The organism is Methylosinus sp. is20ea, from assembly GCF_059718135.1.
Window position 1 is genome coordinate 2,372,501 of the sequence record NZ_AP046088.1, and the last position, 21,233, is coordinate 2,393,733.

Annotated in this window: 20 protein-coding genes, 1 tRNA gene and 3 pseudogenes (1 of these 24 cut by a window edge); 9 read left to right on the forward strand and 15 right to left on the reverse strand. The window is 64.8% G+C overall.

The window, feature by feature from the left end:
• Positions 1 to 486: the 5' portion of a carbon-nitrogen hydrolase family protein gene (locus AC6IY7_RS10935; RefSeq protein ID WP_497779022.1), read on the reverse strand. The gene continues 129 nt to the left of window position 1, outside the view; only the first 486 of its 615 coding nucleotides appear in the window; it begins with the start codon at positions 484 to 486; its stop codon lies off the left edge, out of view.
• Position 487: 1 nt separating this feature from the next.
• On the opposite strand from AC6IY7_RS10935, the gene AC6IY7_RS10940 reads away from it, so the two are divergent.
• Entirely contained in the window at positions 488 to 673 is a 186-nt protein-coding gene (locus AC6IY7_RS10940; protein WP_497779024.1) for a hypothetical protein, read from the forward strand.
• A 297-nt stretch (positions 674 to 970) separates the two neighbouring features.
• Here the strand turns inward: AC6IY7_RS10940 and AC6IY7_RS10945 are convergent, their stop codons facing one another.
• The 4 genes from AC6IY7_RS10945 to hemP are packed head-to-tail and all read right to left on the reverse strand — an operon-like array spanning position 971 to position 4,009.
• A complete protein-coding gene (locus tag AC6IY7_RS10945; RefSeq protein WP_497779025.1) occupies positions 971 to 1,819 on the reverse strand; it encodes a heme ABC transporter ATP-binding protein in 849 nt (282 codons plus the stop codon).
• Positions 1,816 to 2,913 carry a FecCD family ABC transporter permease gene (locus AC6IY7_RS10950; protein WP_497779026.1) on the reverse strand — a complete coding sequence of 366 codons (1,098 nt, stop codon included), beginning with the start codon at positions 2,911 to 2,913 and terminating at the stop codon, positions 1,816 to 1,818. Before AC6IY7_RS10950 ends, AC6IY7_RS10945 begins: the two co-directional genes overlap by 4 nt.
• Positions 2,910 to 3,824, reverse strand: a complete 915-nt coding sequence (locus AC6IY7_RS10955; RefSeq protein ID WP_497779027.1) for a heme/hemin ABC transporter substrate-binding protein — start codon at positions 3,822 to 3,824, stop codon at positions 2,910 to 2,912. Before AC6IY7_RS10955 ends, AC6IY7_RS10950 begins: the two co-directional genes overlap by 4 nt.
• 8 nt (positions 3,825 to 3,832) lie before the next feature.
• Complete coding sequence (hemP, locus tag AC6IY7_RS10960; RefSeq protein ID WP_497779028.1) at positions 3,833 to 4,009, reverse strand: hemin uptake protein HemP; 177 nt, start codon at positions 4,007 to 4,009, stop codon at positions 3,833 to 3,835.
• A gap of 329 nt (positions 4,010 to 4,338) precedes the next feature.
• Here hemP and AC6IY7_RS10965 point away from each other — a divergent pair, with 329 nt between their 5' ends.
• The 4 genes and pseudogenes from AC6IY7_RS10965 to AC6IY7_RS10980 form a co-directional block, all read left to right on the forward strand.
• On the forward strand, positions 4,339 to 6,387 hold the full coding sequence (locus AC6IY7_RS10965; protein WP_497779030.1) for a TonB-dependent hemoglobin/transferrin/lactoferrin family receptor: 2,049 nt from the start codon (positions 4,339 to 4,341) through the stop codon (positions 6,385 to 6,387).
• Positions 6,388 to 6,408: 21 nt separating this feature from the next.
• On the forward strand, positions 6,409 to 7,260 hold the full coding sequence (locus AC6IY7_RS10970; RefSeq protein WP_497779031.1) for an energy transducer TonB: 852 nt from the start codon (positions 6,409 to 6,411) through the stop codon (positions 7,258 to 7,260).
• An 81-nt stretch (positions 7,261 to 7,341) separates the two neighbouring features.
• A pseudogene (locus tag AC6IY7_RS10975) lies at positions 7,342 to 7,599 on the forward strand (ATP-binding cassette domain-containing protein); the annotation flags it as partial.
• A gap of 100 nt (positions 7,600 to 7,699) precedes the next feature.
• Positions 7,700 to 7,863: pseudogene (locus AC6IY7_RS10980) on the forward strand (transposase); the annotation flags it as partial.
• Positions 7,864 to 7,891: 28 nt separating this feature from the next.
• Here AC6IY7_RS10980 and AC6IY7_RS10985 read toward each other — a convergent pair.
• The 6 genes and pseudogenes from AC6IY7_RS10985 to sppA form a co-directional block, all read right to left on the reverse strand.
• Positions 7,892 to 8,086 (reverse strand): annotated as a pseudogene (locus AC6IY7_RS10985) (transposase); the annotation flags it as partial.
• Positions 8,087 to 8,727: 641 nt separating this feature from the next.
• Positions 8,728 to 9,861: an IS256 family transposase gene (locus AC6IY7_RS10990; RefSeq protein WP_497779033.1), complete on the reverse strand. Its 1,134-nt coding sequence runs from the start codon at positions 9,859 to 9,861 to the stop codon at positions 8,728 to 8,730.
• Between the two features lie 393 nt (positions 9,862 to 10,254).
• A tRNA-Thr gene (locus tag AC6IY7_RS10995) sits at positions 10,255 to 10,330 on the reverse strand.
• Between the two features lie 217 nt (positions 10,331 to 10,547).
• Positions 10,548 to 10,910: a LapA family protein gene (locus AC6IY7_RS11000; RefSeq protein WP_497779035.1), complete on the reverse strand. Its 363-nt coding sequence runs from the start codon at positions 10,908 to 10,910 to the stop codon at positions 10,548 to 10,550.
• A 44-nt stretch (positions 10,911 to 10,954) separates the two neighbouring features.
• Positions 10,955 to 11,245, reverse strand: a complete 291-nt coding sequence (gene ihfB, locus AC6IY7_RS11005; RefSeq protein WP_497779036.1) for an integration host factor subunit beta — start codon at positions 11,243 to 11,245, stop codon at positions 10,955 to 10,957.
• 44 nt (positions 11,246 to 11,289) lie between these two features.
• On the reverse strand, positions 11,290 to 12,264 hold the full coding sequence (sppA, locus tag AC6IY7_RS11010; RefSeq protein ID WP_497779038.1) for a signal peptide peptidase SppA: 975 nt from the start codon (positions 12,262 to 12,264) through the stop codon (positions 11,290 to 11,292).
• Positions 12,265 to 12,460: 196 nt separating this feature from the next.
• Here sppA and AC6IY7_RS11015 point away from each other — a divergent pair, with 196 nt between their 5' ends.
• A complete protein-coding gene (locus AC6IY7_RS11015; protein ID WP_497779039.1) occupies positions 12,461 to 13,051 on the forward strand; it encodes a hypothetical protein in 591 nt (196 codons plus the stop codon).
• Positions 13,052 to 13,148: 97 nt separating this feature from the next.
• Here the strand turns inward: AC6IY7_RS11015 and AC6IY7_RS11020 are convergent, their stop codons facing one another.
• A complete protein-coding gene (locus tag AC6IY7_RS11020; protein WP_497779040.1) occupies positions 13,149 to 13,895 on the reverse strand; it encodes an outer membrane protein in 747 nt (248 codons plus the stop codon).
• 193 nt (positions 13,896 to 14,088) lie between these two features.
• Positions 14,089 to 14,931, reverse strand: a complete 843-nt coding sequence (gene ygfZ / locus AC6IY7_RS11025; RefSeq protein ID WP_497779042.1) for a CAF17-like 4Fe-4S cluster assembly/insertion protein YgfZ — start codon at positions 14,929 to 14,931, stop codon at positions 14,089 to 14,091.
• Positions 14,932 to 15,116: 185 nt separating this feature from the next.
• On the opposite strand from ygfZ, the gene AC6IY7_RS11030 reads away from it, so the two are divergent.
• Together AC6IY7_RS11030 and AC6IY7_RS11035 are read left to right on the forward strand one after the other, a co-directional pair.
• Complete coding sequence (locus AC6IY7_RS11030) at positions 15,117 to 16,442, forward strand: dihydroorotase (protein ID WP_497779044.1); 1,326 nt, start codon at positions 15,117 to 15,119, stop codon at positions 16,440 to 16,442.
• A 29-nt stretch (positions 16,443 to 16,471) separates the two neighbouring features.
• Positions 16,472 to 17,104 carry an FMN-binding negative transcriptional regulator gene (locus AC6IY7_RS11035; RefSeq protein WP_497779046.1) on the forward strand — a complete coding sequence of 211 codons (633 nt, stop codon included), beginning with the start codon at positions 16,472 to 16,474 and terminating at the stop codon, positions 17,102 to 17,104.
• Positions 17,105 to 17,111: 7 nt separating this feature from the next.
• Here the strand turns inward: AC6IY7_RS11035 and AC6IY7_RS11040 are convergent, their stop codons facing one another.
• Positions 17,112 to 18,287 carry a lytic murein transglycosylase gene (locus AC6IY7_RS11040; protein ID WP_497779048.1) on the reverse strand — a complete coding sequence of 392 codons (1,176 nt, stop codon included), beginning with the start codon at positions 18,285 to 18,287 and terminating at the stop codon, positions 17,112 to 17,114.
• Between the two features lie 168 nt (positions 18,288 to 18,455).
• Between AC6IY7_RS11040 and AC6IY7_RS11045 the strand changes: the two genes are divergently transcribed.
• Entirely contained in the window at positions 18,456 to 18,926 is a 471-nt protein-coding gene (locus AC6IY7_RS11045; protein ID WP_497779050.1) for a hypothetical protein, read from the forward strand.
• Positions 18,927 to 19,165: 239 nt separating this feature from the next.
• On the opposite strand, the gene dxs is transcribed toward AC6IY7_RS11045, so the two are convergent.
• Positions 19,166 to 21,094, reverse strand: coding sequence for a 1-deoxy-D-xylulose-5-phosphate synthase (gene dxs / locus AC6IY7_RS11050; protein ID WP_497779051.1), 1,929 nt, complete (start codon positions 21,092 to 21,094; stop codon positions 19,166 to 19,168).
• Positions 21,095 to 21,233 lie beyond the last annotated feature (139 nt).

The window sequence follows — 21,233 nt, forward strand, 5'->3', positions numbered from 1 at the left end:
AAGGGCGGGCCTTGTCGAGGGCGAAGGCAACCGCTCCCCGCATTGCGCAGGCGTCGAAAGGCTCAGCCAGAAACAGTGGTCGCGGCATGGGCCCCGCGCCATGACCGCGAATATCGGATCATCCGCATAGGCCGAGAACAGCATAGCATCGACGCCGAGCCTTTCATACTCGGCGAACAGCTCAGGGAAATGCAACTCGATGCATAGGGCGACCCCAAACTTGAATCCGTCTATCTCGAACGTCATGGCTTCTCTGCCAGGCACATACCAATCCGTCAGCTCGGTATGCGAGCAGAGCCTCTTGTCATATCGAACGACCGGCAGGCCTTCGTCCGAGATCACATACAGGCTGTTGTGCGGGCGGTTCCGGCATCGCCGTCTATGAAGAGGTGCGCGCAGCTGTCCAGCCCGCAGTTCGTGCGGCAGCCGGTACGGCCGGGCGTTGATCTCGCAAAGTCCATCCAATTGTGCAACAGGCTGCTGCACAATGCGGGTCGAGCTTGCAGCGTTTCGGCTGTCCCTGTTTGCGCGCGCCGCGTTCGCCGGTCTGATGCGCGCGGCGAACCCAGACGATCGCGGTCGCATCGTCGACCCCGAAACGCGCCGCCGCCTGACGCGCCGAAAGGCCCTTCAACGCGGCGTCGATCATCGATCACGCAAATCCTGGCTGTAGGCATGAGCCATCTTTCTCCTCCGCCATGCGAATGACGTAAAGGAATCAGGCTCTCGCCGATTCGGGGAATCCTGTCTTGAATCGGAAAATGACGAACCTCTAGCGTACAATTTGGGGAAGATTCTGCAACGATCCCAGATGACGTTTGCCACGCTGCGTTTCTGAAGAATTTGCCGATGTGAGAGAAGCTTTCCGAGATGCGGCGATAAACTTGCCCAACGCGCGAAATTCATCTCCGCGGCCGAATAAGGCAGATCGCACCGACGTGCAAAGTGCTGCATTGCGGCGCAAATTTATTCAAATCGCGGCCGACCGTCGCAACCTGCTTTTCGACCAATGCCGCCGGCGTGCATAGCCATGCGGCAAGAGGAAAGGCAGACTGCTCGGCGGGACCACGCCGAGCTGCAGATCGGTCTCGAAGACGGATGAGACGAGGCTATCGGTCAGCGCCTCGGCGGGCGGGCCGCTCGCGACGATACGCCCTTGCGACATGACGACGAGCTCGTCCGCATAGGCGGCTGCGATGTTGAGATCATGCAAGACCGCGAGCACTGCCGAGCCTTGATCGGCGATGTCACGCGCGGCGTCCATGAGCGCGAGCTGGTGCCGCAGGTCGAGATTTGCGATCGGCTCGTCGAGAAGCAGCATTCGACCTTCACCGATGCTGCGGCCGGCGAAGAGCTGGCACAGAGCGCGAGCGAATTGGACGCGTTGCTGCTCGCCGCCGGAGAGGCTTCCGTAATCGCGCTCGCAAAGTTGCATCGCATCGGCCGCATCGAGGCTACGCGCGACGATCGAATGCCTCTGCCCCTCAGGCAGCGCGCGGCCGACGACGTCGAGCCCGAGGCTCACCACCTCGAAAACGGTGAAAGGAAAGGCGAGATGCGCATTCTGCGTCATCACGGCGCGCAGGGCGGCGATGCGCCACGCCGGCAATCGGTCGAGTTGTTCGCCGCTATAGAATATTTCGCCAGTCTGCGGCTTCGAGGCGCCGGCCAGAAGCGACAGCAAGGTCGACTTGCCGGCGCCGTTCGGGCCGATCACGATCGCGAGGCGGTCGGCCTCGAGGCAAAGATCTACGCCCTCCACGAGCAGCTTGCCGCCGATGCGATAGGAGAGCCGCCGCGCTTCGACAATCGGGCTCATGACCAGAGATCCCTGTTCCGACCCAGCAGAAGCCATAGGAATAAGGGCGCGCCGATCGCCGCGGTGAGCACACCGAGCGGAAGTTCGGCAGGTGCAGCGACGACGCGCGCCAGCGTATCGGCCGAAACGAGCAATGCGCCGCCGAGCAGTATGGCGAGCGGCAACAGGCTGCGATGGTCCGGCCCCGTCGCCAACCTCACGACATGGGGCGCGACGATGCCGACGAAACCGATGACGCCGGCCGCAGCGACGCCCGCGCCGACAGCGAGCGCCACGAGCCCGATCGTCACGGTCTTCACGAGCTGAACGCGAACGCCGAGATGAAATGCCTCTGCCTCGCCGAGCGCCAATGCATTGAGACCGCGGCCGAGCAAGGGCAATGCGAGCAGCAGGGGCGCGATGACGGCGCCGACGACCGTCGCCTTGCTCCAGCTCGCGCCATTGAGGCTGCCGAGCGACCAGAAGGTGAGATCGCGCAGCTGCCGATCATCCGACATGTAGGCCAGAAGACTGGTCAGCGCGCTCGCCAAAGCGCCGAGCGCGACGCCGGCGAGCAGCATCGTCGCCATCGATGTGCGGCCGGCGCGCGTCGCGATAGCGTAGATGAGGAGGGTCGTGACAAGTCCGCCGCAGAACGCCCCGAGCGGCAGCATGAAGAAGGGCGCGACCCCTCCGGCGCCGGCGAACAGCCTGTCGCCGAGAACGATCGTCGCCGCCGCCGCCAGCGCCGCGCCGCTCGACACGCCGATGAGGCCGGGGTCGGCGAGCGGATTGCGGAACAGCCCCTGCATCGATGCACCAGACACGGCGAGCGCGGCGCCGACTTCGAGGCCGAGAAGGACGCGTGGCAAGCGAAGATCGAGAAGAATCATCGCGTCGCGATCCTGCGTAAGAGCGCCTCTCTCGAATATGGCGGCGAAAAGAATGTCGAGCGTTTTCGCCGGCGCGATCGGGACGGCGCCGCTTCCGAGCGCCAGAACGACGGAGATCGCGCAGAATAAGGCCATGACGGCGCCGATGAGCAGTGTGCGCCGTCGCCTGCGGTCCGCGAAACGCGCGAGCGAAATCGTAGCCGCCTCGGCCGAGGCCGTCATTCGCGTGCGTCCTTCGCTGCGGCGTGAACACCCGGAATCTGCGCATCGGGATAGAACGCCGCCATCAGCTCACGCGCCGCCTCGGGCGCGCGCGGGCCGAAGCCGATGAGATAGAGCCCATCGCGCATGAACAGGGAGCGTGTCTTCGCTGCGGGAGTCTGCGCGAAAGAGGGCAGCGAGAAAACGTCCGGCGCGCCCTCGGCGCCGGAGCTCATCATGATGATCGTTTCTGGCGCCGCGGCAACGATCGCCTCGTCGGCCATCGGCTTGTAGCCTTCGATCGCGGCGGCGACATTATCGCCGCCCGCCAGGGCGATGATGGCGTCGGCCGCCGTCCCGCGTCCGCCCACGAGCGCGCGTCCGTTCTGCAGAGCGAGCACGAACAGCGCGCGTCGCTTTTTCGTGATCGTTGCGCGCAGCGCCGCGAGGGCGGCAAAGCGCGCGCGCACATCGGCCGCGAGCCTTTCGGCGCTCGCGCGCGCTTCCGCCAGACGGCCGAGCGCTTCGATCTTGGCGACAACGCCCTCCGCCGATGGGGCGTCGGGGATCGTCACGACGCGCACGCCTGCCTCGGTGAGCGACTGAACCGCCGCTGGCGGGCCGGAACCCTGCAGGGCCAAGATGAGCGACGGGCGGACGGAGAGAACACCCTCCGCCGACAGAGCGCGGAAATAGCCGACATTCGTTTTTTCGGCGAGCGCGCGAGACGGATGGAGACTCGTCGTGTCGACGGCGACGATACGGTCTTGCCGGTCGAGCGCATAGAGAATCTCAGTGAGCGAGCCTCCGACGGCGACGATGCGATCAGCGTCGCCGGCGGCGGCTTGCGACACGACGAGCAGCGCGACGGCGAGTGCGGCTGCCGCCCGCAAGCGATGAAACTTATACTCGACGCGGCGATGGACGATCACGAATTCCCTCACTTCGTCAGGATGAGCTTGTTGTTCGAGGTGATGCGCAGGCGATAGCGTTCGCCGGCGTGGATCAGCGTCGCCTCTTTGGCGTCGCCCAAGAGCTCACGGATTTGAATCTCGCGCGTTCTTTTTTCCGCGCCGAACGAAGGATCTGGCGCGCGATCGCTGTCGGTCTTGTCCATTTCGACCTCTCGACAGAAAGCATCGGCAACGCGAGCGCTGTCGTCAATATTGATGCGACTTCATTGGAAGGCTTGCAGAGAGCGGCAGCGCCGCTTTTCGCTGTTGGAAATCTTGTAACGAGCGCGATCGATTTCGACCTTGATCGGAAGCGACTTGCGGGTGACGTTACGTATCACCCCGCAAGCTCGGGGGTCGACCAGCCCGCCAGCTAGGCCATCGAGCCGAGCCCGCCAGCCAGACGAACAATGTGTTGTCTGGAGGTTGCATGTCTTGTTCGATTCGACGACGTCCATACGGATTGCCTGTTTTGCTCTCGTGGACAATCGCTATGACGGCCTCTGCGCATGCGCAGTCTCGCGGCGTGAAAGAAGATGTCGATGGGCTGGACACGATCAATGTCACCGCGACCAAGACCGAGGAAGCGCCCGTCGATTCGATGACCGGCTCTAGCGTCGTCACCCGCAAGGAGATCGAGCGCTTTCAGCCTTCGACCATCGCGGACATGATGCGCAATGTTCCCGGCGTCGCGACGCAGGAGAGCCAGAACGATCCGGGTCAGTCGATCAATATCCGCGGCCTCCAGGACTTCGGCCGCGTGAATGTTCTCATTGACGGCGCAAGGCAGAATTTTCAGATTTCCGGCCATAATGCGAATGGCACCTTCTATCTTGAGCCGGAGTTTCTCTCGCAAGCGGATGTCGTGCGCGGGCCCGTGTCCAACATCTATGGCTCGGGCGCGATCGGCGGCGTCGTGTCCTTTCGCACGCGCGGCGTCGACGACATTCTCGCGCCGGGAGAGAAGTATGGCGCCGTCCAGAAGCTCGGCTCTGGAACGAATGGCCAGAGCCTGCTCGAGAGCACGTCGCTCGCCGCTCGCCCGACGGAATGGGCCGACGCCTTCGGCCAGTTCGTCTATCGCAAGCGCACGCCATACAAGGACGGCGAAGGACAGAAAGTCGAGGACACCGGCAGCGAATTGGCGGGCGGGTTGATGAAACTCACCATGCGTCCCGACGAAGGTCACGAGGTCGCCGCAACGGCGCTCATGCAGAACTATCGCTTCGTCAACAATGGAACGAGCGGCTCCGGCACGCGCTTCAAGGACGATGTCGACGCGAACACTTTCACGCTCGGCTATCGCTTCTCGCGGCCGGATGTCCCGTTCGTCGACCTCAGCATGAAGACCTACTATACGGAGACGCGAAATCGACAGATCGTTTTGACGCCGACCTCCACCTATCGGGCGCTAGGCGTTCTTCCGGGCACGGGGCTCGAAGATCACATCGGCACATGGGGCGTCGACGTTCACAACACGGCGCGTTTCGTCACTTGGAGCGTCGATCATGCATTGACCTTCGGCGGCGACAACGCCCAAGACCATGTGACGACGGTCGACAACGCCGGACAATTCGTCTCCGCGCTCACGCCCTCTGGAAACCGGCGTCTCTCGGGCGCTTTCGTGCAGGACGAAGCGCGCTACGGAACTTGGTTGCGCGTGCTCGGCGGGCTACGCTTCGACGATTACGCTTTGTCCGGCGGCGCCTATTCTTCCGGCGGCAGTCGCCTATCGCCGAAGATCACTGTCGGCGTAACGCCCTTTCCGGGGGTCGAGGTCTACGGCACATATGCGGAAGGCTATCGCGCGCCATCGATAACAGAGACGCTGATCTCGGGCACGCATCCATTCCCGGCCTTCAATATTCTTCCCAATCCCTCGTTGAAGCCGGAGGTCGCGCATAATGTGGAGGCGGGCGTCAACGTCAAATATGACGACGTGCTCATCGCCGGCGACAAAATTCGCGGCAAGCTGAACGCCTTCCAGAACCGGATCGACAATTTCATCGACTTCGAGACGGTGGGGGCGCCTTATCTCGTGCCCTTCATCCCCGGCATGCCGACCTCGACCTGCGCCCGCACTCCTTACCTCTGTTTCTCAATCACATCATATCAATATCTCAATGTGGCGAAGGCGGAGATACGCGGCTTCGAGGGCGAAGGCGCCTATGATTGGGGCGGAGGATTCCTTTCGGTGGCCGGCTTCATCAATAACGGCAAGGATGTCGCGACCAACGCTCCGCTCGAGAGCGTCGCGCCCGGCCGCATCACGACGACATTGGCGCTGCGTCTTCTCGAGTCGGCGCTGACGGTCGGCGGGCGCTACACGGCGGTCGACCGCAGCCCGACCACGGTGACGACGCCTGCGAAGTCCTATGACTATGTCGATCTTTTCGCGAATTACGCCTATAGTGACACGGTCTCGGCCAATCTGCTGCTGTCCAATGTGACGAACCGGAAATTCACGCAATATCTCAACACTCTGCCCAGCGCCGGCTTGTCCGTGAAATTCGCCGTCGCGGTGAAATTCGCATCGAATTGACAGAGGTCGGGGATCGCCGCGATGACGATGGTTGTTGCGCAGGGCGAAGCGAGCAGGGTGACGACGCCGGCGGCTCGCGTCGACGCGATGGCTGACGGCCTTAGTCCGATGCGCCTCCATGATCGACGCCTCGGCCGATCATTGACTTTGTCGCTCATCGGCCACGCCATTGTCGTCGCGATATTCTCGTCGACTGCGAGTGAGCGCACAGAGCCCCCGAGGGGAGGCGAGACGCCGATCGACGTGCAACTCCTGCTCGGGGCGCGAGAAAGCGCTTCCGAGCAAGCGGCTCCCGGCGATATCGCAGACACGGAGGCGCAGGAGATGCAGAGCGTCATCGTCGCGCCGGACGAGACGCCTCTCGCAGAGGCCGCGCCCGTGATGATCTCGGCGCCTGTGGAGCCGCGCGATCCATTGCGGCAGGTCGTTCCGCCGAAGAAAATCCGACATGAGCGCGCATCTCACAGTGAGGCTCCGCGCGTGCGCGAGGAGACGCCCCGGTCGGGAGTCGGCGGGGAGGGTAAGGGCGAGCGTCACAGCAATGCTTCGGCGCGAGGCGGCCAGCTCGGTTCGACGGCGGCGGGGACGGCGGAGAGCGTGAATTATCGCGCGCTGGCGCTCGCGCATCTCGCGCGGTTCAAGCAATATCCGAATTCTGCGCGTGACCGCAATGTGATCGGCTCGACCGTCGTTCGTTTCACCCTATCGCCGCATGGAGAAGTCCTATCCGTCGCTCTCGTGCGATCTTCGGGCGCCGCCATGCTGGACGACGCGACGCTCGCCATGGTGCGGCGCGCCTCGCCATTCCCAGCCATGCCGAACGGTTCCTCGACGATGAGTATTTCGGCTGGCGTGAACTACAATCTGAGGTGAGGGGCTCGCGGCGCGCGCCGGTGACGCGGAGTCCCAATACGCTTGCCGAGCCCACGAGGCGCCACTACGAACGCCCGCGACGAGCACTATGATCTCATTCCTACCCTCGGCGCGATCGACAATGTCGAGGTCCCCGCCGCCTATGCCGGATATGCTCCGCAAGAGCGTCGTCGACGCGCGAAGGAGCTGCTCGATCGTCTCGACCTGTCCGATCGCCTCGACCATCGCCCGAGCGAATTGTCAGGAGGTTAGCAAGCAGAGGGTTTCGATCGCCCGCGCGCTGATTGATGGTGTGGGCAGGTCGTTCTCGCCGACGAGCCGACCAGCGCCCTCGATTCGGCGCACGCGCGAGATCGGCATCTGCATGGCGGCGGGGGCGCGGACGAAGGATATTCTGCGTCAGTTCCTGATCGAGGCAATGATGGTGTGACCCTACGAGGTGACGTATCTCGAATGGAAGGCGGCGATCGAGCCGCATCTTGCGAACAAGCCGCAGGGCGTTCCGCGCATAGACGATCGACGGTTGCTGAATGGCATTTTCTGGCTTCTGCGCTCGGGCGCGCCGTGGCGGAAATGCCCGAGTGCTACGGTCTGCGCACAACGGACGGTTCAGCCGGTAGAAGGCCGGCGGACGGGCATTTTCCTCCTCCAGCGCCTTCAGCCGCTTGGCCTCGGAAACGTCCATCCTGCCGAATTTGGCCTTCCAATTGTAGAGCGTCGTCTCCGAAACCGCGTATTTGCGAGCGAGGTCCGCCGCCTTCGCGCCGGCTTCCTGCTCCCGCAAAATCCCGATGATCTGCTCTTCCGTGAACCGTTTCTTCTTCATCGTGTCCGTCCTGCAATCGGTCGGACTCTAATCGATGCTGGTGGGATTTTTCAGGGGCACGTCAATGACGACAAAGATTAACTGCTTCGATTCGCCGCGGGAATCCCCATCGCCGAGCCAATCAGCCGGATTTCGTATAACAACGGCGGCCCGCTCGTCATAGACCGAGCACTCATGGTCAATGTCATTGATGATGAAGCCGCGTGCATTTTGGCGACGACCCGGCTTTATTCCATCGAGAGCTAACGCGCTAGCGGAGTTCCGTTCGATTGCGAATATAGAAGCTTCCTTGGTCGAAGCGCGCAGTTGAGGGTAGGGGCCTCGGGTTCCAGCTTTCGGCGTGGGGCTAGGACAGCCAAACGTCGTATTCAACCGCGGTGATTTTTTATGCGGCGAGTTTGGGGATCGCCCGTTCGACCAACCGCAAGAATCGGGTGTTGCGGGTCCCCGCAACCAAACATCCGGCGAATAGCAAATCAGTCCGACTTCCGAAAGGACGTCGGGCTTTTGATTCGAGTCGCATTGCGCTACCGGGGATTTAGGGTTCTCGGTAAGCATTCGCCGTGGGCCGGATCGTGTCCGGAGGCGTGGTGTAGCTGGATCGAGGCGGACACCGGGATTTCCGGCTATGGCCGGAAGGGTCAGGCGGTCACGGCGGACAGCCTGACGGTCGGATCATCGCTCAAAGGCGCGATGGTTTCCAGCGTCATGTAGCGACCGCGCTGCACGGCCCATTCGTCGTTCGTCTCGAGAAGGATAGCGCCGACGAGCCGGGTGATGGCGTCCTCATTGGGAGAGATGCCGACGACCTCGGTGCGGCGTTTGATCTCGCCGTTCACCCGCTCGAGACCATTCGTCGAATAGATCTTCTGCCAATGGTCCGTGGGAAAGGTCATGTAGGCGAGCACGTCCTGTTCCGCCTCGTCCATGAGAACGGCGAGCTTTGGCAAGGTGGGCCGGAACTGATCGGCGACCTTGCGCCACTGCGCTTTGGCGGCGTCGGCGTCGTCCTGCGCGAAAGCCGTGGCGATGAAGGCGGAAGCGACCCGGCGGGCGCTCTTGCCGACATGGGCGAGCGCGTTGCGCATGAAGTGCACGCGGCAACGCTGCCAGCCGGCGTGCATCACCTTGGCGACAGCGGCTTTTATTCCCTCGTGGGCGTCGGAGACGACGAGCTTGACGCCGCGCAGACCGCGCCGCCGGAGCTTGCGCAGAAAGTCGATCCAGAAGGTTTCGGCTTCCGAAGGGCCGATGTCCATGCCGAGCACTTCGCGTCTTCCGTCGTTGTTGACGCCGATGGTCACGATCACGGCGACCGAGACGATGCGGCTGTTCTGGCGGACTTTGACTCGTCCGTCGATCTCCTCGCATAGTCGGCTGACTTGGCTCTTGGAGACCCCAGAGCCGCCCATGGCTTTCACGAGGTCGTCGACGGAGCGCGTCGAGACGCCTTGCACATAGGCCTCCTGGATGACCGCCGTCAGCGCCTTCTCGGCCATGCGGCGAGGTTCGAGGAAGCATGGAACATAGGTTCCCTTGCGGAACTTGGGGATGCGCAGCTCCACCGTTCCAGCTCGGGTCTCCCAGTCGCGATCGCGATAGCCGTTGCGCTGGGCCAGTCGATCGGGCGAGCGCTCGCCGAGCGCGGCGCCGGTCTTCGCGCCGACCTCGAGCTCCATCAGCCGCTCGGCCGCGAAACCGATCATCTCGCGAAGGAAATCGGCGTCGGGGGACTTTTCCAGAAGCGCCCGCAGGCTCATCATCTCGTCGGTCATCGGTGGGTTCCTCGGTTGCGTTGAGATTCGCAAACCGACCCTAACCGGAGAATCGCCGGTGGCCGCCGCAAGCCGCTCGCTCGCTACGGCGCTATGAAAAGCGCGCTGCGCGAGCGGCTTGCTCCCGAACTGCTACACCACAGGCAGCGGCACGACCAAGAGCAACGGGGCCTTGCCGCCGATTGCACGATCGCCATCGCTCATGCGGCGTTTTGCGAATTGGTCGAAAAGCGCGTTTCGATCGGCGAATATATGAGCGCGGCCAAGCGAGCGTGCGCGGCTCGGAGCATTTGGCTCTGCAATTCGCGATATTGCTGTTCTGTTGATCGCGCTGCGTGCCGGCACCTTCCCCCCGCGATGGCCGCGCGTGATCTCGTCTTCGGGGAGGTGAAGTGGTGCCGCTTGAGGGATTCGAACCCCCGACCCCATCATTACGAATGATGTGCTCTACCAGCTGAGCTAAAGCGGCATTCTCTTTCGGGCTCACGCCCGACAATCCCTCATTCGCTCGCGTCCGCCCGCGCCAGCTCTTTGATGCAGCGTCGCGCTCAGCGGCCGAACCGCCAATCGCGAAGATACGCTCCACCAGCCGAGCTATCGCGGCCAGGACGCGGGCTCGAGGGCCTTTGCGTCGAGGCGTTCCTCTTAGCGGCGCCGAAAGGGTTTTTCAAGCGCGATGGCCCTGTTCATCCCAGGTCGTTGCGCAAAGAGCGGTTCGAGGTCCCCGGAGCCGGCGAAAGGCTCGCCAGCGCCTGGCCGCGCAGCTGGTCGGCCTCGGAGCGCGCCTTTTTGGCGTCGGCGCGCGCGGCCTTGGCGGCGCGGCGATAGCGGCCATGCGCCACCCAAGACGACAGGCCGCCGGCGACGACGCCCAAAGCGATCGCCGCCAGAACCACCAGATAGAGCGGCGTCTCGAAGGACGGACCGCTCTCGCCGGCGCCCGGAAACGGGTCGAGGAAAATTTTCACCGGAGCCCGGTTGGCCACGGCGAAATATAAGAATAGGAGCCCCAGCGGAACAAAGACGAGGATGCGCAGAACCGATCTCATGTCACCTTCCTACTTCGTCCGCTCATGTCCGCCCCTTCTTCGGGTCAGCCGCGGGCGGCCTCGTTCAGCCGCTCGCGCATCTCCTTGCCGGTCTTGAAGAAGGGCACGGATTTCTCGTCGACCGACACTTGCTCGCCGGTGCGCGGATTGCGGCCGGTGCGCGCCTCGCGCCGTTTCACCGAGAAGGCGCCGAAGCCGCGCAGCTCGACCCGGTCGCCGCGCGCGAGCGCCAGCGTGATCTCGTCGAGGATCGTGCTGACGATCGTCTCGACGTCGCGTTGATAGAGATGCCCGTTGCGGGCGGCGATTCTTTGGATGAGTTCGGATTTGATCATGCGACGTTCCAGTTCTACCGACGTGACCGCATCGATCGGGAGCCTCAATCGGGCGTAGGAGCGTGCCAAATCGCGACCATACCGTCAAGCAGCCCCTGCTGAGCGACGACGCCCGCCCGCTCCAGCGCGGCGGCGAGCGCCGAAAGCCCCAGCGCCCGCGCCGCCGAAGCCATCGAATCGACGAGGCCGAATTTCTCCAGCGTGCTCTTGTCTTTCCAGTCGCGCACAGGCAGCTTTTTGGCGACGCCCTTATTGGTCTCCAGCCATTCGATCGCCTCGCGCTCGCCGCCGAGCTGGTCGACGAGCTTCAGCGGCACGCCCTGGCGTCCGGTGAAGACGCGGCCGTCGACGACTTTGGCGAGCTCCGCATCGTCCAGCTTGCGGCGATCCTTCACCAGCTTTTTGAACCAGTCGTAGGAATCGGCGACCAGCGCGGCGATCGCCTCGCGCGCCGCGTCGCTCGTCGGCTCGAGGCCATTGGGCGCGGCCTTCAAGGGCGAGGATTTCACCTCCTCCACCTTCACGCCCACAGTGTCGAGCAGCCGGGAGACATTAGGGAACTGAAACAGCACGCCGATCGAGCCGACGAGCGAATTGCCCTGGGCGAAGATCTCATCGGAGGCGATGGCGGCGATATAGGCGCCGGAAGCCGCGATCGTGCCGACGACGGCGACCATGGGTTTTTTCTCGGCGAGGCGGCGCAGCTCGTCGTGCAGCTTCTCGGAGCCGGTCGTCGTGCCGCCGGGGCTGTCGATATTCACCAGCACGGCGCTCGCATGTGATTCGCCGATCGATTTGATGAGGTCGAGCGTCGCCTTGTCCCCGGTGATGATGCCGCTGATCGCGAGGCGGGCGATATGGGGGGAGAGCTTGGCGGCGGGGCCGGGCCCGCCCTCGCCGAATCGCGCAAAGGCGGCCAGTCCGGCGAGGCCGACGGCGACGACGGCCAGAATGCGCCAATAGCCGAGCTTGCGGCGAAGACGGCGACGATCGATCAAATATTCATTGGGAAGCGACATGCCGGGACTCGTAGCTCGACAGGGAAGGGCGCGACGCGCGACACTAGCCTGTTTCGGGCCCGGAGGGAATCGGCCCGCGAGACGCTTCCGCGCGAGTTTGTTTTCGAGCCTCGGCGCGCCTCAGGATCGAATTGCAAAATCGCAAAAAAAATTGCAGTTTCGCCGCAGATCGGAAGCCTCGGGGAGTATAGGGGAATTGGTCTCGCCTCGCCTTCGTTTGCGCCTTGCCGCCGCGCTCGCCCTCGCCGGCGCCACTCTCGCCGCCCCTGCGGCCATGGCGGCCGGCTGGCATTATTATGATCCGGAGTGCCCCGTGGCGCTCGGCGCCGACAAGGCGATGAAATTCGTCGCCATGCAGCCCAAGAAGAACATCGATCGCGTCTGCGACGTGCTCCCCGATACGGGCGCGACGGTGATCGCGCTCGACGCGCCGGACGCGGAGCTGCGCGAGATGAATTGGGACATTCGCGTCATCCGCGACGTCGAAGGCGCCGGCGAGCCTGCGGAGGCGGACACGGTCATGCGTCTGCCCTTGCAGAAGTTCCGCAACGGCATGGTGAACTTCGACGTCAATATTCAGACGGCAGGCAAATATGCGCTCTACGCCAGGCTTGCGAGCGACGATGGCGCGAAGGAATTCGTCGGCCGCCACCATTTCACCGTGGGGCTGATCGACAACACCGAATTCTACGCCTACCTCTTTTTCGGCCTGCTGGTCGCCGGGGTCGGCGGGCGCTTCGGCTATGTCGCGCTGCGTCGGCGAGGAACGACGGCGCCGTCGCGATGAGCGAAGCGGCGGGAGCGTGGAAGCGGAACCGCGGAAGCGTCTCTACCGAGCGGAAAAGCCGGGGCGCAAGACCCCGGCCTTCGCCGCTTTCCGGCGATCAGTATTTCGCGACGACCGGCAGGGCCGGCGGCGTGAACAGATTGAAGTGATAGTTCACGCCCGCGCGGACTGTGTGCTGATGGATGCGCTGCTCCACCTGATTGTATCCGCCCCAGTCGCTCGCGCCGATGTCGAGGTAGAGATATTCCACCTTGGCCGACCAGTTGGGAAGGAACGCCCATTCGACGCCGGCGCCCGCGGTCCAGCCCGTGCCCGTCTGCTTCAGATTTCTGGCCCATGCGCCGTGCTTGAGGCCGATGTCGCCGTAAGCGAAACCGCCCGTGCCGTAGAACAGGAGCTGCGGGCTGAACAAGGAGACGCCGACACGGGCTCGGACCGTGCCGAACCAGTCCACGGCTCGCGTAACCCCGAAGCCGCTCGGCGACTCGTTGCCGATGCTCGAACCCTGAAAATCCGTCTCGAGGCCGACGACGAACAAGGGCGACAACTGGTAATTATAGCCGATCTGGCCGCCGCCGACGACGCCGACATTCGTGTTTCCGTTGTCTCCCCAGGACAGTCCCTGGGCCCATCCGGCGCCATTCCAGCTCGAGACCACGCCGTCGCGATTGTAACGATCGAGCCATCCGGCGCCGACGTTGCCGCCGACATAGAGGCCGGTCCAGATCAGAGGAGGCGGCGGCGGCGGCGCGAAGGCCGGCGCCTCCTTCCGGCTGGGGAGATCGGCCGCGAACGACGCTTGCGCGGCCAAAGCGAAGATCGAAGCGAGAAACAGCTTTTTCATGTGTAAAGTCTCGACTGACTGGGCCATGGCCCCCTGCAGCCAACTTGGGCTCGTCGGCGGCAGGGTTCAACATGATCTCGGCCGTTCCAGTCGCTCGAGCTCGACTTTGTCCCTCGAGGCGATATTTATGTCACAGATTGCGGCGAAGCTGCCGCCCGGAAGCCACATCGTCGCCGCAATCGGTCTCGCGGCGTCACCCTTCCGCGACCGTGAATTCCAATGGCACGCCGCCGGCGAGCGGTGTCGCGCCGCCGGCCTTGGCGTCGGCCAGCCGGTCGAGACGGATCAGCGCCAGCCCCTCGCCGCCCACGGCCGAGCCGGTGACGCCGATCTCCACCTCGCCGGCCTTGATCGTCGTGCCCGGCGCCGGGGCCGCGCCTTCGGCATGGAAGGTGGCGACGCGTTTCCTCACCGGGCCGCGATGCTTCATGCGCGAGACCACCTCCTGGCCGAGGAAGCAGCCCTTCTTGAAATCGACGCCGGCGAGGCGGTCCATATTGGCCTCATGCGGGAAGGCGTCGCCATAGATGAAGTCGACGCCGCCCTCGGGCGCGGCGGCGGCGATGCGCTTGGCGTCATAGGCGTCGCGCGGCGCCGTGGCGATGGTCGCCGCGATCTCCCGCGTGACCAGGCCGCGCCAGCCGAGGCTCTCCGCGCGGGGATCGGGGCTGAGCGCTATGGCGTCGATCTGCGGCTTGGCGGTGGCCTCCGGGAAGGCGACGCTCGCATAATCGGCGCTGCGGTCGGTCAGCGTCACCGCGGCGCGCAGCTTGTAGAATTTCAGCCGGTCGAGCAGCGTCTCGATCATATCGGAGGCGCAATCCAGCAGCAGGACCAGCCCCTCCTCGCCCGCTTTGGCGAAGATGAAGAAATCGACGATGATCTTGCCCTGCGGCGTGAGCAGCGCCGCAAAGCGCAGATCGCCGGCGGCGATCGACTTCACATCCTGGGTGAGAATGCCGTGCAGATATTTGGCGGCGTCGGCGCCGGCGACCTCGACGACGCCCCGGTCCGAGAGAAGTGTGGCGCTGGTCATTGTCCGATGTGCTCCAATGAGGTCGGCGAACCGACAGGCTCCTCTCGCCGTCGCGCGAGCGGGTTCCGGCCCGCTCCCGGGTTCCGGCCTGCTCCAATGTGCGCTAGATCGTCTAGCGAGGGCGACGCCCCGTTCGCGTCGAAATTTCCACAGTCCCGCCGACACCTGCAAGCGAGGCGCCAGCCATGCCCAAGACCTATGACATCATTCTCGCCGGCGGGACGCTCGTCAATCAGGACGGCGTGGCTCCGCGCGACATCGGGCTCCGCGACGGCAAGATCGCCGAGATCGGCGATCTCTCGCTGGCCGCGGCCGGCGAGCGCATCGACTGCTCGGGCCTTCATATCCTGCCCGGCGTCATCGACACGCAGGTGCATTTTCGTGAGCCCGGCCCGACGCATAAGGAAGATTTGGAGACCGGAACCCGCGCCGCCGTTCTCGGCGGCGTCGTGGCGGTGTTCGAGATGCCCAACACCAAGCCGCTGACCACCGGCCCCGCCGAGCTCGCCGACAAAATGGCGCGCGCCTCGGGCCGGGCGCATTGCGACTTCGCCTTCTGGGTCGGCGGCACGCATGAGAACGCGAAGGACATTCCCGAGCTCGAGCGCCTGCCCGGCGCGGCGGGGATAAAAGTGTTCATGGGGTCGTCCACCGGCTCGCTGCTCGTCGCCGACGACGCCGGCGTCGGCGAGATCCTCGCCAAGACGCGGCGGCGCGCCGCCTTCCACAGCGAGGACGAATATCGGCTCGAGGAGCGCAAATCCTTGCGCGTTCCGGGCGATCCGACCTCGCATCCGGTGTGGCGCGACGAGATCGCCGCTCTGCGCTCCACCGAGCGACTGCTGCGCATCGCGCGCGAGAAGGGCGCGCTCGTCCATGTGCTGCATATATCGACGGCGGAGGAGATCGAGTTTCTCGCCCGCCACAAGGATATAGCCAGCGTCGAGGCGACGCCGCATCATCTCACCCTGACGTCCGACGATTATTTGCGGCTCGGCACGCTCGTGCAGATGAATCCGCCGGTGCGCGACGCCCGCCATCGCGAGGGGATATGGCGCGGCGTCACGCAAGGAATCGTCGACGTTCTCGGCTCCGACCACGCGCCGCATACGCTCGAGGAAAAGGCCAAGCCCTATCCGGAGAGCCCTTCCGGCATGACCGGCGTGCAGACACTGGTTCCGTTGATGCTGGACCATGTGAACGCCGGCCGGCTGACGTTGCAGCGTTTCGTGGACCTCACAAGCGCCGGCCCGGCGCGGCTGTTCGGCCTCGCCGGCAAGGGACGCGTCGCCGTGGGCTATGACGCCGATCTCACCGTGGTCGATCTGAAGCGCCGCGAGACCATCCGCAACGGCTGGATCGCCTCGCGCTGCGGCTGGACGCCCTATGATGGCGTCGAGGTGACCGGCTGGCCCGTCGGCGCGATCATTCGCGGCGCCCGGGTGATGTGGGAAGGCGAACTGCTGGCGCCCTCGCGCGGCGCGCCGATACGGTTTCAGCAGGCGTTGTGAGTGTCGGCCTTTCTTGTCGAGAACGCGAAATGTATCTGCCGGACATATTTCACGAGCAGGATTTCGAGACGGTCGCCGCGCTGATCGACGCGCATCCGCACGCGGCGCTCACGCGGATCGTGAAGGGCGCGATCGTCGCCGATCACATTCCCTTTCTCTTCGACTCGAAGGCCAATGTGCTGCGCGCCCATGTCGCGCGCGCCAATCCGCTGTGGCGAGATTTCGATTCCGCCAGCGAGGCGCTCGCGATCTTCACCGGCCTCGATCATTATGTGACACCGTCCTGGTATGCGACGAAGCGCGAGACCGGAAAGGTCGTCCCGACCTGGAATTACGAGGCGGTCCATGTCTATGGCCGCCTGCGCGCGATCGAGGATGCGAATTGGATTCGTGCATTGCTGCGCGATCTGACGGCGCGTCACGAATCCGCGCGGCCCATGCCCTGGGCGATCGAGGATGCGCCGGATGATTTTATCGACGCCATTTTGAAAGCGATCGTTGGCAAAGAGCTGTCGATCACGCGCATCGAGGCAAAGCGCAAGCTCAGTCAGAACCGCAACGCCGCCGATCGCGCCGGCGTGATCGCGGGGCTCGAGGCGGAAGGCGGCGAGGTCGCCGAGCGAATGGCGAAGGCGATGGCGGCGCTCGCGACCAAGGAGTGAGCGCGTTTCAGCGGCTGCGCAGGGCCTCCAGCGTCTTCTTCCCGGCCCGTCCGTCCGCCTTCAGCCCGGCGCGACCCTGGAAGTCGGCGATGGCTTCCTTCGTCTTGGTCCCGATCACGCCGTCCGGCTCGCCGACCGAATAGCCATGGCGGGCCAGCAGCGCCTGCATCTCGCGCCGCTCGGCGCGCGAGATGCCGGGATCGTCGGTCGGCCAAGCGGTCTGTATCCCGGGGCGCCCGCGCAGCCGATCCGACAGCACGGCGATCGCCAGCGCATAAGATTCGGCGGCGTTGTAGGAGTAAATGGCGTCGAAGTTATGCGTCACCAGAAAAGCCGGGCCATTGCGGCCGGCCGGCAGCAGCAGCGCCGCCGCTCCGTCGCCGAGCGCGCCGCCGTCGAGCCGCGTGATCCCGCGCGCGGCCCAAGCGGACATGGGCTGGCGGCTGGTGCGGCCGGAGGGCCCGCTATAGCCCGAGGGGACGCTCACCTCGAAGCCCCAGCGCAGTCCCGGCCGCCAGCCGGCCTTGCGCAGGAAATTCGCGGTGCTGCCGAGCGAATCGGCCGCCGAGCTGGCGATGTTGCGCCGGCCGTCGCCGTCGAGATCGACAGCCGTGCCGAGGAAGGTCGAGGGCATGAATTGCGTATGGCCGAAGGCGCCGGCCCAGGAGCCGTTGAACTCCTCGGGCGCTATGTCGCCGCTCTGCAAAATCTTCAGCGCGGCGATGAACTCGCCTTTGAAGTAATCATTGCGGCGCGGGGCCTCGCAGGCGAGCGTCGCCAGCGATTGCACCACGCTGCGCTTGCCGAAATTCTTGCCGAAATCCGATTCGACGCCCCATACGGCGACCACAGTCGCCGGATCGACGCCGTAACGCTGCTCCGCCGCATGCAGGGCGGAGGCGTGCTGCCGCATCATGGCGCGGCCTTCGTCGACGCGCTCCTCGTCGACGAGGCCGGCGAGATAATCCCAGATCGGCGTCTTGAACTCGGGCTGCTTGTCCATGAAGCTCACGGCGTCATTGGGCTCGAGCCCGCCCGTCGCGCTTTCGATGACGCGCTGCGAGACCCCCGCGCCTGCGGCCGCATGTCGCAGGCCGGCGAGGCAGGAGGCAAAATCGGCTCGCGCCGGCGCGGCGCAGAGCATGAGGGCGAGGATCGCCGGGAGCTTATGTATGATCTTCATGGTCCGATGCTAGGAACGGATGGTTAGCGCTTGGTTGCCGCGATCGTCCGTTTCGGTTCATTTCGGCGCCGAGATCGGCTAATTTATGACCAGAGCCCGCCCCAAGACGGACCGCGACGGCGCCCGATCCGAAAACGGCGCGACACCAAACGAAAAAAGAGGAACCCCATGCTCTCGAGACTTCTCGCGCTGACGCTCGCCGTCGCGCCACTGACCATCGACCGCGCCGCCGCCATCTGCTGGTTCGGCTGCCCCGATCCGACCGAGGCCCATGCGCGCCAGATTTTCGATAATCTGCTGAAGCAGCGCTTCGATAAGCCCGGCAAGATTCTGTCCTTCAAGCAGACGATGACCGAGCGGCTGGAGATGCATGCGACCGGCGAGAAGGGCTTCGAGCTCTTCTTCAACGCCTCCGTCGCCTTTCCGGAGGGCGCCAATCTCGAATGCAAGCCGGACGACGGCAAGTTTCCCGAGGGCTGCTCGGCGAGCAAGCATTATGTGACCGCGCCGCGCAACAGCGATCCCAAGGGCAAGCAATATGTGGCGCCGGGCGAGACGGTCGCCTTCGACGAGGAATATCGCTTCTACGCCGACGGCGACGGCTGGAAAGGCCCCGACGGCAACGTCTACAAGCAGTAGAAGAAGGGCGGGAATCCCCTTCTCCCACTTGTGGGAGAAGGTGGCCCCGCAAAAGGGCGTCCGAAAGGACGCCCGTCGCAAGCGCCGGGCTAATGGCGGGGTCGGATGAGGGCTCTTTCCGTCACAGCGGACTTCGAACCTTCAACTCGAAAACCGCAGCCGCCCTCATCCGACCCTCGCTGGCGCGAGGGCCACCTTCTCCCGGAACGGGAGAAGGAGTCGCGCCGTCAGATTCGGAATCAGGCGATCCTCGCCCGCGCGGCGCCGCGCTCGTCGCCGAGCGCCTCCAGCGCCTTGGCCACGATCGCGCGAGCGTCGAGGCCGGCGCGGGCCAGCATGATGTCCGGCTTGTCATGGTCGAGATAGACGTCCGGCAGCATCATCGCGCGGAATTTGAACGCCCCGCGCGCGCCGTCGAGCGCGCCATGCTCCGACAGGATCTGGAACGCCTGCGAGCCGAAGCCGCCGATCGAGCCCTCTTCGATCGTGATGAGCACCTCGTGATTGGCGGCGAGCCGCAGCAGCAGATCGCGGTCGATCGGCTTGGCGAAACGGGCGTCGGCCACCGTCGTCGAAATGCCGCGGCCGGAAAGCTCCTTGGCCGCGGTGAGCGCATCGGCGAGCCGTGTGCCCAGCGAGAGGATGGCGACTTTCGAGCCCTCGCGAATGATTCGGCCGCGGCCGATCTCCAGAATCTCGCCGCGCTCCGGCAGCTCGACGCCGACGCCCTCGCCGCGCGGAAAGCGGAAAGCGATCGGCCCTTCGTCGAAGGCGACCGAGGTCGCGACCATATGGACGAGCTCGGCCTCGTCCGCCGGCGCCATCATCACCATGCCGGGCAGGCAGCCGAGATAGGCGAGGTCGAAAGCGCCCGCATGGGTCGCGCCGTCGGCGCCGACGAGGCCGGCGCGGTCGATGGCGAAGCGCACCGGCAGATGCTGGATCGCGACGTCATGCACGAGCTGGTCATAGCCGCGCTGCAGGAAGGTGGAATAGAGCGCGCAGAAAGGCTTGTAGCCCTCGCAGGCGAGGCCGGCGGCGAAGGTCACGGCATGCTGCTCGGCGATGGCGACGTCGAACATGCGCTCCGGGAAGGTCTTCTCGAACAGATCGAGGCCGGTGCCGGCCGGCATGGCCGCGGTGATGGCGACGATCTTGTCGTCGCGCTCGGCCTCCGCCACCAGGCTCTTGGCGAAGACGCTGGTGTAGGAGGGCGCGTTGGCCTTGGGCTTGTCCTGCGCGCCGGTCAGCACGTCGAAACGGTTGACGCCGTGATAGCGGTCGGCCGCGGCCTCGGCGGGGCCATAGCCCTTGCCCTTTTGCGTCACCACATGGACCAGCACCGGGCCGTCGTCCTTGTCGCGCACATTGGTCAGCACGGGCAGCAGATGCTCGAGATTATGCCCGTCGATCGGCCCGACATAATAGAAGCCGAGCTCCTCGAACAAAGTGCCGCCGGTGATGAAGCTGCGGGAGAACTCCTCCGCCTTGCGCGCTTTGTCGTAGAGGAAATGCGGCAGATGGCGGGCGAGCTGCTTGGCCGTCTCGCGCAGGGTGCGGAAGGCGCCGCCGGAGACGAGGCGGGCGAGATAGGCCGACATGGCGCCGGTCGGCGGCGCGATCGACATGTCATTGTCGTTGAGAATGACGATGAGCCGCGAATCGAGCACGCCGGCGTTGTTCATCGCCTCATAGGCCATGCCGGCCGAAATGGCGCTGTCGCCGATGACGGCGACGACATGATTGGAGCCGCCGGCGAGGTCGCGGGCGACCGCCATGCCGAGGCCGGCCGAGATCGAGGTCGAGGAATGGCCGGCGCCGAAGGCGTCATATTCGCTCTCGGCGCGCTTGGTGAAGCCGGAGAGCCCCTTGCCCTGACGCAGCGTGCGAATGCGGTCGCGGCGGCCGGTCAGAATCTTGTGCGGATAGGTCTGATGGCCGACGTCCCAGACGATTTTGTCATTCGGCGTGTCGAACACATAATGCAGCGCGACCGTCAGCTCGACGACGCCGAGCCCGGCGCCCAAATGCCCGCCGGTGACGGAGACGGCGTCAATGGTCTCGCGGCGCAATTCGTCGGCGAGCTGGCGGAGCTGGCCCGGCTGCAGCTTGCGCAGTTCCTGCGGCGTTTCGATCCGGTCGAGAAGGGGGGTCTTCGAAGTCGTCAAAGCGCCTACTCTGGTCTGGACGGGCCGAAAAGGACTCGACCGCAGGTGAACTCATATAGCGGGTCCGCCACATCCGGCAAATGCCGGACCTCGGCAGTGTCACTCTGGCACGGGAGGAAGCGCGCGCGCAACCGCGGAC